The sequence below is a fragment of the Pseudomonas machongensis genome (genome assembly GCF_034961125.1).
Lineage (GTDB): Bacteria > Pseudomonadota > Gammaproteobacteria > Pseudomonadales > Pseudomonadaceae > Aquipseudomonas > Aquipseudomonas machongensis.
Genome location: NZ_JAYFUI010000013.1, coordinates 986 through 19,992, shown reverse-complemented (window position 1 = coordinate 19,992; position 19,007 = coordinate 986). Strand labels below are relative to the sequence as shown.

The following is a 19,007-nucleotide window of genomic DNA, read 5'->3' as shown; positions in this document are numbered from 1 at the left end:
CCGAAACCTGCGGAACACCTGTGGGAGCAACTGTCTTGCTCAAAATCTAAAGACCAGCCCAATCCCCTGTGGGAGCGGGCTTGTCCCGCGATGAGGCCGGAACAGCCACCACAAGCCTGTCGGCCAAAATCGTTTCGCCGCAGGCCTTGCAGTGTTGCTACCACCCTACCCTTCCAGCGCCCAGCCCTTGTTAGCCAGGCGCCGCGTTGTCATTAGCCTGAAGCTAACGCACCACCACCGGCCTCCCGTCGTTCACGGCGCAACTCGCTGCCCAATTGCCGAGCCAACGCCACAAAATTCACCGCCTGCGGCGACGGGTTGTCCTGCCGGCACAGCAAGGTAATAGGCGCCGCCAGCCGTGGCCGGGCGTCGCGGATTGGCCGGTAGGCCACGCTGTGCTCGTGAAAGCCGCGCATCGAGGTCGGCACCACCGACACCCCGGCACCTGCGGCCACCAGGCTGACGTTGGTCAGCATGCGCTCGACCTCGAACGCCACCTTCGGCTCGAACCCGGCATTGCGACACGCCTGCAGCAAATTGGCGTACATCCCCGGCGCCCCCGGGCGGCGCACCAGGATGAACGGCTCGTCGGCCAGGTCCTTGAGGGCAATGGCCGCACCGCTGTCGAGCAGGCGATGGCCAACCGGCAGGGTCAGCACCAGTTCTTCGTTGAGCAACCGGTGATAGGCGATGCCGCGTGGGCGGTCGACCGGCGCGCGAAGGATGCCGATATCGACACTGTCGTCGCTCACCTCGTCGGTCAGTTCGCGGGCGTTGCCTTCGTGCAAGGCGATATCGACGTCCGGGTACAGGTCGCGGTAGCGCCGGATGATGCGGGGGATCAATGGATGGGACGCCGCCGAGCTGGTGAAGCCGACCTTGAGGTTGCCTTCGATGCCCTTGGCCGTGCGCGCCGCCTTCTGCGCACCGTTCTCGACCCGTTGCAGGATGTCCAATGCCTCTTGAAGGAAGACCTCGCCTCCAGCGGTAAGGTCGACACCCTTGGCATGGCGGATGAACAGGTCGAAGCCCAGCTCCTGTTCCAGTGCGCGGATCTGCTGGCTGAGTGGCGGTTGCTGCATGTTCAGCCGCGCGGCGGCACGGGTGAAGTGCTTTTCCTGAGCGACCATGACGAAGTAACGAAGGTGACGAAGTTCCATGCAGGCTCCGGGGGCGGGTGGCGAGGAGCATTGTGGCGCATGCGCAGTCCTCGCACCATTCACGCTAGAATCGGCAAACCGGAAAAGAACAAAAACTGCCGATGATCCGCAATCGCTCTCGTTCAGACCTTGCCCTGCTCCTGCTCGCACTGCTGGCCGGTGCGCTGCTGGGCGTCTGGCAGCCGGACCTGGCGGTGCAGATGAAGCCGCTCAGTGACCTGTTCATTTCCATCATCGGCGTCTGTGCCCCGGTGGTGATGTTCATCCTGGTCTGCTCCAGCACCGCCGCCCTGAGTGACTACCGCGCCACCGCCCGCCTCGGCCTCAAGGCCATGGCTTACTGGCAACTGATGTCGTTGCTTTCGCTGCTGATTGGACTGGCGGTGGCTTTGCTGCTGCGCCCTGGCGCAGGGTTGGAAAGCTCCAGCCATGTGTGGTCGGTGCCGCTGCTGGCCGGCGACGGTCCGATGCTCTCGCGCCTGCCGACCCTGCTGCTCGACTCACTGGAAGAAAGCCCGATCCTCAAGGTGCTGCTGGCCGCACTGGTGTGTGGCCTGCTGCTGGGGCGCAGCGGCGAAACCGGCCGACGCCTGACCCGCCAGCTCGACCGGACCATGGCCTGGATGTTCCGCATCATGCGCCTGATCGTCAGCTTCGCGCCGCTGGCCGCGTTTGGTGCCATCGCCTTCATCATCGGCAAGTACGGCCTGGACGCCGCCATTCCCCTGGCCAAGTTCGTCGTTGCTGCCTACGCCGCCTGTCTGGCCTACCTGCTGCTGGTGCCGCTGCTGGTGATGCGCCTGCTCGGCTGTCGCCTGAGCCGGTTGGTGGGTTACATCAAGGAAGAACTGCTGCTGGTGATCTCGACCGGCTCATCGGTGGCCGCCCTGCCGCGCCTGGTGGAAAAGCTCGAAGCGGCGGGTTGCGACAGCCAGACCCTGCGCCTGACCCTCACTGCCGGCTACAGCTTCAACCTCAATGGCTCGAGCCTGTACCTGATCGTCGCGGTGCTGTTTCTCGCACAGCTGGGGCATATCGACCTGACTCCCTCGCTGCTGGCGACCATCGTGCTGGTCAGCCTGTTCACCTCGCTCGGCTCGACCAGCGTGGCCGGCTCGGCCTTCGTCACCCTGGCGGCGACCCTGAGCGTGCTGGACATCGTGCCGCTGGAGAGCATCGGTTTGTTGATCGGCGTGGAGCGGCTGATGAAATGCCGGTCGGTGACCAATGTGGTGGGCAATTGCGTGGCGTGCCTGGCGATTGCCTGGTGGCACGGGAAGGTGGATCGGGGGCGGTTGCGCGAGGTGTTGGGTTAGTCGCTACTGAGCCTGGCCCCGCCCACGAAAATCACAGGCCAGTCATATCAACCGCACTCTGTGTTGCAGTAACTCCCGAGCGCTCTACATTGATCAGTAGCTCTTCCACTGCTGCTTGACCTGGGAGCGTCGCTGGATAGCCCCTCCCTTACCGAGCGAGCGGTAAAAATGACCGTCTTGGCTTTTGCTAATCCCTCTACCGTGATAACCACTCACAGTCAGCCTGGAGTACCCTTTACCGCGCATCTCGTTGCTCAGCGACTCAGCAGGTGGGTAGATCTTTCCTGGCTTGCCGGGCCCTCCCGCACTCTCGTCATGTTTCGGCTGACGCGCCTGCTCCAAACTATCCTTTTCAAATGACGAAGGCTCAATCACATCTGCACTATTACAAGGCACTAGACGGATATCTTCATAGTTCAAGTTCAATCCGCCTCCGGAAAACTCCTGAGCCAGTCTCTTCATGGACATGCCTTTGTTGTTTTCGCCGTTTGAAGCAGCGTAAACACGACTAATACCCGGCCCGCCATGCCCCACGACATATAACTTTGTACGTACAGGGTCCAGTTCGCTAAATAACTTCGATCCGCGGTCGGCCATCAGGTATTTTATTGCTTCCAGTTGCCCGTTTCGAGCGATGATATTCCGACTGTATAGATCAAAATATTGACGTTCTTTAGCGGTCAACGAACGCTTGCTCTTTAACCGTTCGATCTGTCCCTGAGTTCTTTCATTGAGTTCCTCAAGCTGCTGGGCTTCATTTTTCAGCAATTTTTTGAAGGTCTCGCGTTCTTGGTCATTCTCGAATGCCATTGATCGAATGCTCTTTCCCAGCTGTATGCGTTTGGCGTTCTCAACGGCCACAATTTTCGCTGCATCTCCGCGCGAAAAAGGCGTGTAAATGTATCCTGTCCTCCCCTCTCGCCCCTCCGGGTCATGCAGCGTGATCGGGTTATTCCCGACCATCCGGTACAGATTCAAACCATCCACCGCTTTCCCTTCATCATCCAGCGTATCGGCACTCAACCAACGTCCCGCCCAAGGCAGGTAATAGCGACTTCCGTAATAATACAAGCCCGTCGCATCCCGCTCTTTTCCCGAATAACGGATCGTCTTCAAACCCGCCTCGAGCCGGCTGCGCGCCGCCCAAACCGCCGTGCCGCCATAGGGGTAGTACTCCTCTTGGCTGATCACGTCACCTCGCCCATCCACTTCCAGGCCGCTGCTACCGATCAGGTCGTGATAGCTGTAACGCAGTTGATCATTCTCGATCTCAGCTGGCTTGCCGCTCGACCAGTGCAATACCCGCACCTCGGCACCGCCACCAGCGGCCACAGTGATCACCTGCAGTTGCTCGCCCTCCGCCTGGGCAACCGACTTGCTGCGCAACTCAAGGCCATCCAGATACACCACTCGCTCTGCGCGCGGGGTTGCACAGGCCTGCTGTGTGACTTTCAACAGGCGCATGCCATTCGCCGCATAGCGGTACCACTCGCAATCATCCGCGCCTTCGTCACGCTGAATCGGCGAAACCCGAGACAGCTCACCGCGCGCAGTCCACTGTAACGGTTGGCCGGGAAGCAGCGCACACGGGTGGCCGCCAGCGTCGAACAGTGCATCCACCTCGCCGGGCAGCAGTCCTGGCTGAGCCAGCACTGCGCGGTTACTTCGGTCAGAAACGGTAAGTTGCACACTGTAGCCATTGCCGGAGGCAGGCGCGCGATGGTGTATATGCGTCAGGTTGTTGCCGCTGTCGTAGCGGTAATCACGGGTGTAGCGGCTGTAGACCCTCGCATCGACCGGTACGGCAGGTTCGGGCAGCCGAGTGCCGTGCCGAGCAGCACCTGCCATTTCCCGGCCACTGGCCTCGACCAATTGATACAGGCTGTCGTAGACGTAGGTGCCCTCGGCCATGACTTTCTGGTTGCGCCAGTAGCGTGCGGCCTCGGCCTCGTTGCGCACACGCAGCACATTGCCCACTGGGTCATGGCTGTAACGCAGGTGCTGCAGGGTACGAGCACCGGAAGGAGAAGTGGCCGGACGCTGCACCAGAATCCCCGTCAGGCGCAGGCTGCGGGGATCGAATGTGAACCTGGTGCTGATGCCGTTGCCATGCGCTTCATGCAGCTTGTGTCCGCCAGCCGAGTAGTGCAACGCCGCGACAATCGGCTGCTCAGGTCTGCCTTGCAGCGTGAGCCAGCTGCCCAGTAAATGCCCGGCCAAGTCATACGCCAGACGCTGCCTGTGGCCGCAGGCATCTGTCGCACTCACGGGAAGGCCTGTCGCGTCCCGCGTCGTGTGGCTGACATAAGCCTGGCCCGGCGGCGCCAGCAGCACCTCCCACACCGAGGCGTCTTCGCCCTGCCAGTCGGCCTGTGCGTTTGCATCATCCGCGAATGCCAGCAAGCGTCGACGAGAAACCAGGGGGTCGCCCGTCAACGCGACCTCGTCCAACTGCAACAATCCAGCCGGGTCGTAGTGACGGTTGCATAGCCCCGCCAGGTTGCGGTCTCTACTGTCCTGGGTTGGCTCTGCATAAGTCAGCCGTTCGCTGCAACGCACGGCCCCCGCAATGATCTGCTCGGTGACGCCCAGCAGACGGCCGGGCAGATTCGCAGGCTCGTAATGAAAGCGGTCCACCACCGCCTCGCCAACACCTTCGTCACCCCGTTCGCCCAGCCGGATCCGACTCAGCGCCAACAGCGGTCGGCCTTGCACATCATTCAGGCGCAGGCAAATACCGGCGTCGACACTCTGGGTGCGCACAATGACACCGCCCAACGAGGACTGCCACGCGAAGTTCACCCGCCCCTCGGCATGCAGGCGCGGATCACGACTTTCGCTGATACGGCTGACGGCATCATGCCTGTGACGGGTGATACGCCAGGCCAAGGCCTGCGCCAGCGTCGGATGGCGATAGCCAGCGATATCGCGTACATCCAAACCGCGACTATCGATCACCCGGCCCCCAGGAGTACCTGCGTGCACCACTGGCGCATCCATGTTGCCCACCATTATCTGTGATGCGGGAAATACGAGCCGCCTTGAGCCATGCTTCGCAAGCTGTTCGGTGATATTAGAGACGCCTCACTGTCCGCGAAACTGACAGATTTATCAGGTGATGGGTCAACAAGCGGGCCGGTCAGCAACCCTCCCAGTGGGAGCAGGCCTGCAGTCAGACCTCCTGGTTTCTGGCCACCTCAAGGTCGTTCAGCAAAGCCTTGGCCATCGCGCTGAGATACCTCAATGCCGTCAGGGCAGCAGGGGCGATGTCCTCGTCACTGCCCTGGCTCAGATCGCGCACGCAACCGAGCAGCAACGACACTTCGTCGAATGCCTGATCCACGGGAATACCGGGTTGTACGCGGAACATCCCGAGGGCCGTGGCGATGCCTGGCGTGGTGTTTTCATTCATGGACAAACCTCCATCACATCCGTTTGAGGGCGTGTTCGATCAAGGCCCGCGCTGTTTCGGCGGCATGCGCGGCGTTGGCGAGCATGTTCAGACCGGGAGCACCGGCCACGGAGCGACAGTGTTCGTCGAGGGTCTCGCTGACGCCCCGCAGCAGCTCGCTGGCATGAGCCAGGGCGTCCGGGGGAATCAGGTCGGCGTGGATGGAGAAGTAGGGAGTATTGATGAGCTTGAGGCGGGGTGGATCGGGGACGATCTTTTTCATGGTGTTGCCCTGTGTTGAGTTGTCGAAAGCCGACTACTCCATCCCTCTCACAGGATAGGGTGGCAGCTGTGGTGGGGTGAGAGACCGGACCAACACAGAGCAAAAGCCGGCCAGGCATAAAGCCTGCCCACGCACAGCTGCCATGACAGCGTTACTCGGTGTTGTATAGCGGGCTCTCACACCCGGTCGCCATATGGGCGACCCGGGGAAGTTAGTCCCGATGCTTATCTTCAACAACAGAGAAACGGCTGCGTGACGCGTAGGATAATTCCCAAGCAACCTTGAACTGAAGGGATGCCGGCGAGATTCGGAATTTTCTGAGGTCGCTCGGCGGGGCGTCGAACCGCCCCGAATACCGGCACAGCCGGTGCCATACACCGTGGTGTACTTTTCGCGGGCAAGCCCGCTGCCAGATGGGTGGCAGCTGTTACGTGGGGTGAGAGACCGGTCCATAGAGATCAATCAGCCGGCCAGGCGTAAGCCTGCCCACGCACAGCTGCCATGACAGCCGTTGAAGTGCAAATGGATAGCGGGTTCTCACACCCATCCCTTTCAAGGTGTTCGCATGTGATTGCGTGAGGGCTGACAGGTGCTTGCCTGAAGCTTTTCAGCGCCTTTGAAATCGAGCGCCGCCCGCGCGGCGCTTCGCGGGCAAGCCCGCTCCTACAGTTTGTTTCGGGCCAGTTATGCCTGTGCCATAGGCGCTCGACGCCTGGTGTGTACGACTCGGTAACGCGCCGTGCGCCAAAGGGGTCACGCGAAAATGCCACAGGATTCATTGGCCCGAAACAAACTGTAGGAGCGGGCTTGCCCGCGAAGCGCCGCGCGGGCGGCGCTCGATCTCATAGGCGCTGAAAAGCTTTCGGCAAGCACCTGCCAGCCTCTACGCAAAAGGCATAGCTCTCACACCCGGTCCCCATATGGGCGCCCCTGGGAAATTAGTCCCGATGCTTATCTTCAACAACAGAGAAACGGCTGCGAGACGCGCAGGATAATTCCCAAGCAACCTTGAACCGCCGGGAACACCGGCACAGCCGGTGCCATGCACCGCGCTGCCTGGCACGGGCTACGCCCGTGTTCGCGGGCAAGCCCGCTCCTACAGGGATTGGGCAGGCCTTAGAGTTTTGAGCAAGCAGTTGCCACACGATTGCGTCGTTGTTACTGCCCAGCAAGCTTGTCGAACGCCTTGTCCAGCGCCGCATCGGCATCCACCAGCTTCTGCCGGTGCAGCTTCATCCAGTCCTGGTCCGCCGCCAGGCGCTTGCCCGCTTCCATCAGCATGCGCCGCACTTCGTTCGGCTGTGGCCCGCCAGTACCCTGGCGGCTCTCGACCATCGCGCGCGGCGACAGGCTGGCGCGGAAGGCGGCCTCGCTCAGCGGCAGCTGGTCGTCCTGCCATTTGTACTCCTTCGCTGCCTGGGTGTAGAGCGCCTGGGCATCGGCGTAGGCGAAGTCCTTGGGCAGCGTGCCCTCGGCACGGGCCTTCTCGACGATCAGCGAGGCGAAGCTGTGACCGATGCGGAACGGCACGTGGTGCTGGCGCTCCAGGGTGTCGGCCAGCTCCATCGACGTGGTCCAGTCGGCGTCCAGCTCCTCTTCGGCGCGGGCAGCGTTGATCTGCAGCGCATCGAGCACCAGGTCCATGCGCTCGAACATCTCGTTGGCCGACTTGAACAGCCCCAGGTCGTCGAATGCGGCCTTGTAGTCGGTCATACCGGTGGTGACGTTATGCGCCCGCACCGTGGTGGCGTTGGCCAGCCCGACCACATCGGAGGCCGACTCGCGGGTGCGCATCAGCAGGCCTGGATTGCGCTTCTGCGGCATGGCGCTGCTGGTGTAGGTCGAACCCTCGTCGAGCAGCAGCCACGGGCGGGTCTGGTGGTACTGGGTGTGGATATCGCCAATGATCGCGCCCACGCGAATGGCCGACGACGAGGCAATGCTCGCAGCCTCCAGCGGAATGTCGTAGGTCGACACCTGGCTGGCATCCAGCGAGTTCTCACGCAGGCCATCGAAGCCCAAAAGCGTTGCCAGGCGCTCGCGGTTGAGCGGGTAACCGGAGTTGGCCAGCACCGCGGTGCCCATCGGGCTCAGGTTCAGGCGCGCATAGAGGTCGTGAATGCGCTGGGCATCGCGCTGGAACGACGCCTCATAGGCCAGCAGGTAGTGGGCGTAGCTGATCGGCATGGCCTGCACGCCGTTGGTGTAGGCCGGCACCAGAGTGTCGACGTTGACCGAGGCCAGCTTGAGCAGACGCTGGCGGGTGGCGTTCAGGGCGTCGCTGTAGTCCAGCACTTCGGCGCGCAGCGAGGCCAGGCGATAGGTGGCGTACATGTCCTGGCGGCTGCGCCCGGAGTGGATCAACGAAGCCTGCGGGCCAATCTTGTCGATCATCACCTGCTCGAGCTGCAACACATCGCTGGGGCGCTTGCCGTCGGGCTGCTTGGCCTGGTCGATGGCATAGCGCACGCCGCCGGCAATCACCTTGCCCTGGTCGGCTGGCACGATGCCCTGCTCGGTGAGCATGACGATGGAGGCCTTGTTGATGCGGTTGAGCCAGTCGAACTGGCTTTCCTGCTGGCCCCCCTTGAGCGCGGACTTGTCGACGGTGGCGCCGATCTTGCGCGCCTGCTCGGCGCATTCGGCGGTGGTCTTGCACGGCAGGTCGGCAGTGTTGGCGGCCTGGGCCGTGGCAGCGGCGAACAAGGCGTAGGCAATGGCCAGGTAGAGCGGGGTCTTTCTTGTTGTCATGGTTTCGGTTCCGCGAATGTGTCGCTCAGGAGGGGCGAACATGGCGGGATGCTAGCGGCGGGTTTGGAAGATTAAAAATATATTAAAAATATGCGACCAATATCTCTCTAGTATGGAGAGCGTCGATGGCAACTTGATACTTTCAAGATATCAAGACACTCGATTCAAGATATTTTATCTCGGCAAAAACCGCTGCTAGGATCGGCGCCATAACTCCAATCAAACCGGCCGATCCCCACACACCGCCACGGGATACGACCGGCACCGCACTCTTGCGAGGTGGTTACATGCCGCATCACGTCCTGCGCACATTCGCCCGCTCCCTGCTGCTCCTGGCCGCCAGCCTGCTGGCCGTCCAGGCCGTCGCTGCCCCCCAGACCCTGCGCCTGGGCGACACTGCCCCCTACAACTTCCTTGCCTTCGCTAACAACGACCTGCAGCGTGCCAGCCTGCCCGTGCAGCGCGCCGTGGTGCTGCTGCATGGGGTGCGCCGCAACGCCAACGACTATTACGACAGCGGCGAAAAGCTGCTGGAAAACGCGGGTTTCAGCGCCAGCGACACCTTGCTGCTGGCGCCCAACTTCCTCACCCCCAGCGACCGCCGTGCCGGTGACGACATGCCGTTGTGGCCGAAAGACAAGTGGATGCATGGCGCCGAGTCGCAGAGCGGGCGCGCCGGTATCGCCGGTTTCACCGTGCTTGACGACCTGCTCGCCTACCTCGGCAACCGCCAGCATTTCCCTGCATTGAAGGAAATCGTGCTCATCGGTCACTCCGCCGGTGGTCAGTTGATGCAGCGCTACACCCTGCTCGGCGACGGCGACCAACGCCTGCGCGCCAGCGGCATCCAGGTGCGCTACGTGGTGTCGAGCCCCTCGTCCTACCTCTACCTGGACGACAACCGCGTGCAGGACGGCGCCTTCAAGCCGGTGCTCACGGTCATGTGCCCAAGCTACAACCAGTACCGCTATGGCCTGGAGCGGGCACCGGCGTACTTCACCCGCCAGGGCCTGAACGCCACCCAGGTGTTCCAGCGCTATGCCGCACGCAACCTGACCTACATGGTCGGCGAGCTCGACAACAAGCCCGACGACCGAGTCATGGACCGCGCCTGTGGCGCTGCCATGCAGGGCGATACCCGTGTCGAGCGTCAGCTCAACTACCTGCGCTACGAAGCCTTCCTCGCGCAGAAATGGCACACCCCCATCGACCACCTGCAATTCCAGGTCAGCAAGGTCGGCCATAACGCCGCCCGCCTGTTCGCCGCGAAAAGCGTTGCCAGGACCCTGTTCCCGACCCGCTGACGCCGTTCGCACTTCCTACAAAAACAACAAAAGAATCTGCCATGACCCGGACTTATCTCGCCGCCTCCGTGCGCCGGGCGTTGCACCCGCGCGCCCTGACGTTACTCACCGCCGCCGTGCTCGCCGGCCAGGCCCAGGGTGAAACCCTGCCCAGCGCCGGCTCACTGTTCGACACCAACCGCGACAGCTTGCGCCCGGCGCAGCGCAGCCAGCAGCCCCAAGGCAGCGTGCGCATCGAGGCCGAGGACGACCAGCGCCAGGCCCAGGGCACTACCCAGGCGGGCCCGTCGTTCAGCTTCAAGGTCACGGCCTTCAAGCTCACCGGCCACCGCGAGATCAGCGAATCGCGCCTGCAACAGGAATTGCAGAACGACCTCGGCCGCGAACTCGACCTCAACGGCTTGCGCGCCGCCGCCGACCGAGTCACCGCGCTGTACCGCAGCCGCGGTTACCTGGTGGCCCGCGCCTACCTGCCGCCGCAGGAAATCGAAGGCGGCGTGGTCACCCTCGAGGTGCGTGAGGGCAAGGTCGGCACGGTGCGCACCGAGCCGGGCCCGGGTGTGCGCCTGAATGCCGGCATGCAGCAGCGTTTCGTCGACGCACTGCCCAGCGGCAGCGTGATTCGCGAGCAGGACATGGAGCGCGTACTGCTGCGCCTCTCCGATATTGCCGGTGTTTCCGTGCGCGCGGTTCTGCAACCCTCGCGCCAGCCGGGCGCCGCCGACATCGTACTGAAGTTGAGCGAGATGACTGCCTGGACCGGCCGGGTCAGTTTCGACAACTACGGCAACTACTACACCGGCAGCAACCGGATGAGCACCAACGTCAGCCTCAACGACGCCTTCGGCTTCGGCGAAAGCCTGTACTTCAACAACCAGGCCAGCTTCGAGGGCCTGGATATCAAGGGCGTGGGCATGCGCTTGCCGCTGGGTGCCAGCGGCATCAGCGTCGGCGCCAGCTACGCCGAGATGGACTACAGCATCGGCAAGGGCCTGAAGACCGCCAACGCCAGCGGCAGCGCCGAGGTTTCGGCACTGTTCGTCGATGCCTCGCTGCTGCGCAGCCGCGACGCCAACATCGGCCTGAACCTGGCCCAGGAACACCGTTACTTCGACGACGCCGCTGGCGCCTTCGAGGTGCGCAAGAGCGCCGTGTTCCGCGGCCTGACCCTTTACGGCGACTGGCGTGACGGCTGGGCCGGCAGCAACCGCTGGAGCCTGGGCTATGGCATCGGCCACCTGGACAAGAACACCCCGCTCGACGCAGCCCTCGACGCGCTGACCGCCGAGGCCGCCGGCACCTACCACAAGGGCACCCTGTCGTTCAGCCGCCTGCAGGCGCTCGGCGGTGGTTACTCGCTGTATGCCGCCATCAGCGGTCAGTGGGCTGACAAGAACCTCGACAGCTCGGAGAAATTCAACCTCGGCGGCCCCAACGGCGTGCGCGCCTACGGGGTCGGCGAAGCGGCCGGCGACGAAGGCCTGCTCGGCCGGGTCGAGCTGCGCAAGTACCTGGGCAACATCCATGGCGCCATCGCCGAAGGTGCGCTGTTCGCCGATGCGGGGCGGGTGAAGGTCAACAAGAAGCCCTGGGACGACAGCGAGAACAACCTCAGCCGCCACGGCTACGGCGTGGGCCTGAACATCTATCACCGCGACCTGGTGATGAACGCCAGCCTGGCCTTCTCCAATGGCGACGATCCGACCAGCGACGAGCGCGACGCCAAGCGTTTCTGGCTCTCGGTCAGCGGCTCGCCGCAGGCCTTCGCGGGCCTGGCCAAAGACCTCGGCACCCGCGAGGACTTTCGTGACAAGAGCACCGAGCTGACCCTCTACGGCTCGCTGGGCCTGGTGCCCGAGTACGTCGATCGGCGCGACTCGACCCGCGCCGCCCCCGCCGACCAGAGCAAACTGGCCACGCCCAACGGGCGCAACATGAACAGCTATCTGCGTGCCCGCGACAACGTTTCTTATGTCGGTGCCCGTGCCGGTATCCCGATCAACGACACCTCGCGCTTCCTGTGGCAGCTCGAATACGGCATCTCGGTCAACTACACGCTGTCGGGCGACGAAACCGCGCCCAAGTCGATTTCGCCCAACACCCGCCTGCGCAACTCCGCCGTGGCCTTCGACGACGACCGCTACGGCACCCTGCTCTACGGGGTCTGGGACATGCCGCTCAAGGAGAGCACCACCAACCTCGATCCGTTCAACGGCAAGACCGCTGGCGCCTACTACAACATCATCGGTTCGCCGGGCTTCAACGTCAGCATGGCCAGCAACGTCAACGGCCCAGCCAGCAGGGCCGACAGCAGCGAAAGCTCCGATGCCGCGTTCAACCGGCGCCAGTCCGGCATGGTCGCCTGGTGGTCGCCGGAGTGGAACGGCCTGACGCTCAAGCTGGCCTACTCCAACAACGGCACCCGCGCCGCCGAAGACGTCGACAACGGCTACCTCTATGGCGGCAGCCTGACCTACCAGAACGGTGGCTTCACCGCAGTGGCTGCGGCCGAGCGCCATGTCGACTACTTCGGCATCGCCAGCCTTGGCCGCAACTCGCGTGGGGTCGGCAGCAACACCCATGTCACCGACGGCACCTCGTCCAACGACTACAGCTACCGCCTGGGCCTGGGCTACCAGATCGGCAATACCCAGCTGTCGCTGGTGGCCGACGAACTGCACTACGCCGAGGACGGCGTGGTGAACAACAGCCTTAACGTCAGCGACCTGTCCGACTACAAGCGTCGCGCCTACATGCTCGGCGTCAGCCACCGCCTCGGCGCCTGGCGCCTGCGTGCCAGCTACGCCCGCGCCCTGGCCGGCGACTGCAAGATGATCTCGGCCGCCGGTTATCAGTGCGACACCAGTGGTATGGGTGCACGCCAGTACGCCCTGGGCGTGGGTTATCGCCTGAGCCGCAACAGCGAGATTTTCGCCCACTACGTGCTGCTGCAGAACGAATCGCTGGCCAACTACAACTTCGCCGTGGTCGGCGCCTTTGCCGCCAGCGGCTACTCGCCGGGCGTGGGCACCACGATCAACGCCATCGGCACCGGCTTCAACTATTCGTTCTGAGGAGACGACCATGCACGCCACCCCTTCCCGTCGTCGCCAACGACCGACACTCAAACCCCTGGCCCTCGCGGTACTTTGCGCCGTGCACGGCCTGATGCCGCAGCACGCCATGGCGCTGGACGCAGGCGCCCTGCCAACGAACGGCCAGATCACCTCCGGCAGCGGCGGCATCAGCCAGGCCGGCAATGTGCTGGACGTGACCCAGAACAGCCAGCAGTTGATCGCCACCTGGGAGCGCTTCAACATCGGCAAGGACGCCCAGGTCAACTTCCACCAGCCCAACGCCTCGGCGGTCGCACTGAACCGGGTGACCGCCAGCGACGCCTCGCAGATCCTCGGCCAGCTCAACGCCAACGGCCAGGTGTACCTGATCAACCCCAGCGGCGTGCTGTTCGGCAACGGTGCGTCGGTCAATGTCGGCGGCCTGGTCGCCAGTACCCTGGATATCAACGACGACGACTTCAAGGCCGGTCGCCTGCGCTTCCAGGGTGACGGCCAGCGCGGCGCGGTGATCAACCAGGGCACCCTGCGCGCCGCCGACGGTGGCAGCGTTGCCCTGCTCGGCGGCGAGGTGCGCAACGAAGGCGCGGTGATCGCACGCATGGGCTCGGTGGTGCTCGGCGGCGGCGAGAAGATGACCCTCGACTACAACGGCGACGGCCTGATCAACCTGCAGGTCGATGAAGCTGCGGTCGGCGCCAGCGTCGCCAACCGCGGCCTGCTGCAGGCCGATGGCGGCACCGTGCTGATGAGCGCACGCACCAGCGATGCAATGGTCGGCAGCGTGGTCAACAACGAAGGCGTGATCGAGGCGCGCAGCCTGCAGCAGCGCAACGGCCGGATCGTCCTGGACGGCGGCGACAACGGCGTGGTCGCCAACAGCGGGGTGATCGACGCCTCCGGCCGTGGCGCAGGCGAGCATGGGCGCGGTGATCGCACGCATGGGCTCGGTGGTGCTCGGCGGCGGCGAGAAGATGACCCTCGACTACAACGGCGACGGCCTGATCAACCTGCAGGTCGATGAAGCTGCGGTCGGCGCCAGCGTCGCCAACCGCGGCCTGCTGCAGGCCGATGGCGGCACCGTGCTGATGAGCGCACGCACCAGCGATGCAATGGTCGGCAGCGTGGTCAACAACGAAGGCGTGATCGAGGCGCGCAGCCTGCAGCAGCGCAACGGCCGGATCGTCCTGGACGGCGGCGACAACGGCGTGGTCGCCAACAGCGGGGTGATCGACGCCTCCGGCCGTGGCGCAGGCGAGCATGGCGGCAATGTGACCCTGACCGGCGAATACGTCGGCCTGTTCGAGCAAGGCCGCATCGATGCCTCCGGCAGCACCGGCGGTGGCACCGTGCTGCTGGGCGGCGACTACCAGGGCAGCGGCCCGCTGCACCAGGCCACGGCGACCTACATGGGCGAGGATGCGCGCATCGAGGCCAACGCACTGGGCGACGGCGACGGTGGCAAGGTCATCCTCTGGTCGCGTGACAGCACCCGCTTCGAAGGGGTGATCAGCGCCACGGGCGCCGGCGCCGGCAAGGGCGGGCTGGTCGAGACCTCCGGCAACGCGCTGGACGTCACCGGCCTGGTCAACCTGGCCGCAGCGTCCGGCCAGGGCGGCACCTGGCTGCTCGATCCGTTCAACATCAACATCACCAGCGGTGCCAGCAATGGCACCTCCAGCAGCAGCCCCTTCACCCCCAACGCCGGGCGCAGCTCCAACCTCAGCTCGGCGACGCTCAACGCTTCGCTCAGCGAAGGCGCCAATATCATCGTGCAGACCTCTTCCGGGGCGGGCACCTCCGGTGACATCAACGTCCTGGACAACGTCAAGGCCCGAGGCAATGCCAGCCTGACACTGATCGCCCACCGCAACGTCAACATGAACGGCACCAGCATCAGCAATGCCGACGGCAAGTCGCTGAACGTCTCGATGCTGTCCAACTTCAACAACAGCGGCAACGGTTCCATCGCCCTGAACAACGCCACCATCAACACCAACGGCGGCAACCTCACCCTCGGCAGCGCGGCCGACCCGGTCAATGGCTACGCCAGCACCAACGTCAGCAACGGCACGGGCGTGGCCATCAGCAACGGCACGCGGATCACCACCAACGGCGGCGACATCAGCCTTCGTGGCGCGACCTCGAGCACCCTGGCATCAGGCGCCAGCGCCACGGCGGTGAACATCTCCGGCAGTACCCTGGATGCCGGTGGCGGCAACATAAACATCATTGCCCGCCAGGCCAGCACCAGCGGCACAGGCGATGCCTTCATCCTCACCGGCGGCAGCAACCTGCTCACCGATGGCGCAGGCTCGATCGCCATCAGCGCCGACAACCTCGGCGGCGGCAACGGCGCGCGGGTGTTCAGCACCAGCAACAACATCGCCGCCCGCGGCGCGGGCAATGTCACCCTCAGCGGCAATGCCGTTTCAGGTTTCGGTGTGCTGGTCTGCTCCACCGCCGCAGGCTCCACGCAGAATCTTTCGGTGGCCAGCGGTACGCTCACGGTCAAGGGCAGCAGCGCCAGCAACCGCGGCCTGTATGTGGCCGCCTCCGGCACCGGGGCGGTCAACCTGCGCGGCGATAACGGCGGGCGCATCGTGCTCGGTGGCGACAGCGGCGGCAGCTACGGCACCGCGCTCAACGTCACCGGCGCAAGCGCCTCGATCAACCTGACAAGCGCTGGCGACATCACCGTCGAAGGCAACACCACCGGCGGCAGCACCCCGGCCCTGGCGCTGATCGCGGCGGGCAACGGCAACGCCAACACACCAGGTTCACGCATCAACATCGCCAGCAGCGCCGGCGATGTGCGGCTCAAGGCCGACAACGCGGTGATCAACACCGGCTCCGGCTCGTTCCGTGCGCTCTACCTGGATGCCAGCGGCGACTACTCGAACATCCGCGTCAACAGCGCCAGCGGCAACCTGGTGCTGGAAGGCACCAGCGCCTCGGGGCGCGGCGTCGACATCGCGCCATCCGGCCGTGGCGCCGCCATCGACCTGGGCAGCGACAGCGGCGATGTGCTGATCAGCGGCACCAGCAGCAACAGCTGGGGCGGCTACGGCATCTTCCTCAACTCCACCGGCAGCTCGCGCGGCGTAGCCATCACCACAGGGACTGGCAACATCACCCTGCGTGGCGACTCGGTCGGCACCTCCGACGCCATCGCCCTGGGCGGCAGCGGCACCGCCTCGACCAACCGCATCAGCTCCAACGGCGGCAACATCCTGCTCGATGGCCACTTCCACTCGCCCAACAACGACGAACTGGACCACGGCATCGCCTTGCTCAGCGTCACCAACATCATCCAGACCACCGGCTCCGGCAACGTCAGCCTGGTCGGCCGCGCCACCGCCGCAGGCGATGCCATCGATTTCTACAGCAGTGGCATCAACCGCCTGAGCGTCGAGAACGGCACCCTCAGCCTCGACGGCAGCGCGGTCGCTGCCCATGGCATCAGCATGCTCACCGGGCAGACCGACCTGCGCGCCACCGGCAGCGGCTCGATCAGCCTCCAGGGCTATTCGCAGCAGGCCAACGGCATCCACTTCTACCCTTCGAGCGCCGGTAGCTCGGTCACCATCGCCACCCAGGATGGCGCCATCAGCCTGAACGGGCGCAGCGACGGCGGCGCCAACGGCAACGGCGTGTTCCTGCGCACCGGGCCCAATGGTGTGATGATCCAGTCGGCAGGTGGCGATATCAGCCTGAGCGGCACCGGCAGCAACGGCGCCACCGGCATCACCTTCAACGGCTCGGGCAGCGGTGCCAACAGCCTGATCGCCGCTGGCCACGGCAACCTGACCCTCACCGCCCGCAGCGATAGTGGCACGGCGCTGAACTTCGCCAGCGGCAGCAACCTGCTGCAGGTCGACGACGGTGTGCTGCTGATCGATGCCGACAGCGACAGCGGCGCCTATATCGTCCACAGCAGCGACAGCACCACCCTCACCGCCAACGGCGGCGCGGTGGTGCAGCGCCTGGGCGGGCTGGTCAACGCCACGCTGCTCGAGCGCAGCAGCGCCGATGTGCGTGGCTACCAGCAAAAACAGATGGCCAACGCCAACTGGAGCCAGGTGCTCTACCCTGACTACCGGCAAACGCCGTTGCAGCCGCAGCTCGACCAGATCCACCTGGACCTGGCCCTGCTCGGCGACGACACGCTCGCGCAAGACTGAGGCCCGCCATGAACCAGACCCCGTTCGCGCTGGAACACTTCGAACAGCTCTGCTACACGCGCCAGCACGAGGAGGCGGCGCGCGAGCTGGTGCGCCTGCTGCTGATCATCGACCGCCACTACGGCAAGCTGTCTGGGGAGTTCAGGCTGTCGGTGTCGCCGGCAGTGCCCGAGGACGAACTCGAAGCCCACGTGATGACGCGCCTGACCTGCGCGATCAGCGCGCTGTTCAGCGATCCGCAGTTCCAGATCAGCCCCGGTGGCTTCGACCAGCTGATCAACTTCCAGCGCTGGCTGTCGGCGCTGTTCGCCGCCAGCGCCTTCATCAACGCCGACCACATCCTGCGCACCCTCAACCTGCACGGCCAGGGCAGCCAGCGCTTCGAAGTGGCGCCGGAGCAACGGGTGAAGTTCTGCATCCTCTACTCGCCGGAGTCGCAGCTGCCGCTGGATGTGGAACTGTTGTGGACGCAGAACCCGCAACTGGCGATAGCGCTGTTCATGGCCCTGCTGTCGCCGCGCTTTCTCGGCACGCCTGCGGCGCACTCCAAGCGCGAGGCGCTGCTGGCCTGGCTGCCCGAACGGCTGGACAGCCTCGACAGCCTCGATCAGTTGCCGCTGGCGATCATCCACGACGTGTACATGCACTGCAGCTACGCTGACCTGCCGCAGCGCCACCGCATCAAGCGTTCGATCTGCCGCCTGATCGAGCGCAAGCTGGACGCCGAAGGCATCGCCTCGCTGCCTGCGCCAGCCAGCACGCGCCAAGGCAAGCCGCGCATGCTGGTGGTGCTGGAATGGTTTTCCGGTGCTCATTCGATCTACCGCACCCACTCGCGCACCCTGGAAGCGGCCCGTGAGCATTTCGAGCTGTGGGCAGTCGGCTATGCCAGCAATGTCGACGAACTGGGGCGCAAGGTGTTCGACCGCTTCATCGAACTCAAGGCCCCGGACGACCTGCTCGCCTGCGTGCGCCAGGTGCGCAGCCTCGCTGAACAAGCGCGCCCGCAAGTGCTGTACATGCCCAGTGTCGGCATGTTCCCGCTCACCCTGTTCGTCGCCAACCTGCGCCTGGCACCGTTGCAGGTGGCCGCGCTCGGGCACCCGGCGACCACCGGCTCGCGGCATGTGGACTACATCAGCGTCGAGGAGGATTTCGTCGGCGACCCGGCGTGCTTCAGCGAGCGCCTGCTGCTGTTGCCCAGCGACGGCCAGCCGTACCGCCCCTCGGCGATCGAGGTCAGGCTCGGTGCCCGCGAACGCCTCGACAGCCACGAGGTCGCCATTGCCGTGGCGGCCACCACCATGAAGCTCAACCCGAAATTTCTCCAGGCCTGCCAGCAGATCGTCGAGCGCAGCCGCGAGCGCCATGGCCGCCACGTGCGCCTGCACTTTCTCATCGGCCAGGCGCAGGGGTTGCTCTATCCGCAGCTGCAGCGCCTGATCCGCCGCTATGTCCCGGATGCCGTAGTGCACCCGCACCAGCCTTATGCGCAGTACCTGGACACCTTCGACCGTTGCGACCTGTTCCTCAGTCCGTTTCCG

Annotated in this window: 11 protein-coding genes; 6 read left to right on the top strand and 5 right to left on the bottom strand. The window is 64.5% G+C overall.

Annotation, left to right across the window (positions count from 1 at the left end):
- Positions 1-212: 212 nt before the first annotated feature.
- Positions 213-1,160 carry a LysR substrate-binding domain-containing protein gene (locus VA602_RS00455; protein ID WP_065861879.1) on the bottom strand — a complete coding sequence of 316 codons (948 nt, stop codon included), beginning with the start codon at positions 1,158-1,160 and terminating at the stop codon, positions 213-215.
- A gap of 101 nt (positions 1,161-1,261) precedes the next feature.
- Here VA602_RS00455 and VA602_RS00450 point away from each other — a divergent pair, with 101 nt between their 5' ends.
- A complete protein-coding gene (locus tag VA602_RS00450; RefSeq protein WP_323452162.1) occupies positions 1,262-2,476 on the top strand; it encodes a cation:dicarboxylate symporter family transporter in 1,215 nt (404 codons plus the stop codon).
- Positions 2,477-2,569: 93 nt separating this feature from the next.
- Here the strand turns inward: VA602_RS00450 and VA602_RS00445 are convergent, their stop codons facing one another.
- From VA602_RS00445 to VA602_RS00430, 4 genes are all read right to left on the bottom strand, one after another.
- Complete coding sequence (locus tag VA602_RS00445) at positions 2,570-5,476, bottom strand: RHS repeat-associated core domain-containing protein (RefSeq protein WP_323452161.1); 2,907 nt, start codon at positions 5,474-5,476, stop codon at positions 2,570-2,572.
- Positions 5,477-5,648: 172 nt separating this feature from the next.
- On the bottom strand, positions 5,649-5,888 hold the full coding sequence (locus tag VA602_RS00440) for a DUF3077 domain-containing protein (protein ID WP_153774136.1): 240 nt from the start codon (positions 5,886-5,888) through the stop codon (positions 5,649-5,651).
- A 13-nt stretch (positions 5,889-5,901) separates the two neighbouring features.
- Positions 5,902-6,150, bottom strand: a complete 249-nt coding sequence (locus tag VA602_RS00435; RefSeq protein WP_200603058.1) for a hypothetical protein — start codon at positions 6,148-6,150, stop codon at positions 5,902-5,904.
- 1,158 nt (positions 6,151-7,308) lie between these two features.
- Positions 7,309-8,901, bottom strand: a complete 1,593-nt coding sequence (locus VA602_RS00430; protein WP_323452160.1) for an argininosuccinate lyase — start codon at positions 8,899-8,901, stop codon at positions 7,309-7,311.
- Between the two features lie 287 nt (positions 8,902-9,188).
- Here VA602_RS00430 and VA602_RS00425 point away from each other — a divergent pair, with 287 nt between their 5' ends.
- The 5 genes from VA602_RS00425 to VA602_RS00405 form a co-directional block, all read left to right on the top strand.
- A complete protein-coding gene (locus VA602_RS00425; RefSeq protein ID WP_323452159.1) occupies positions 9,189-10,205 on the top strand; it encodes a hypothetical protein in 1,017 nt (338 codons plus the stop codon).
- A gap of 41 nt (positions 10,206-10,246) precedes the next feature.
- Positions 10,247-13,279 (top strand): porin, encoded by a 3,033-nt coding sequence (locus VA602_RS00420; RefSeq protein WP_323452158.1) that lies wholly within the window; start codon positions 10,247-10,249, stop codon positions 13,277-13,279.
- Between the two features lie 10 nt (positions 13,280-13,289).
- Positions 13,290-14,303 carry a filamentous hemagglutinin N-terminal domain-containing protein gene (locus VA602_RS00415; RefSeq protein ID WP_323452157.1) on the top strand — a complete coding sequence of 338 codons (1,014 nt, stop codon included), beginning with the start codon at positions 13,290-13,292 and terminating at the stop codon, positions 14,301-14,303.
- Positions 14,200-17,463, top strand: a complete 3,264-nt coding sequence (locus tag VA602_RS00410) for a beta strand repeat-containing protein (RefSeq protein ID WP_323452156.1) — start codon at positions 14,200-14,202, stop codon at positions 17,461-17,463. The genes VA602_RS00415 and VA602_RS00410 overlap by 104 nt, the downstream gene beginning before the upstream one ends.
- An 8-nt stretch (positions 17,464-17,471) precedes the next feature.
- Positions 17,472-19,007, top strand: a 1,536-nt coding sequence (locus VA602_RS00405; RefSeq protein ID WP_323452155.1) for a peptide transporter, incomplete at its 3' end; no start/stop codon positions are given.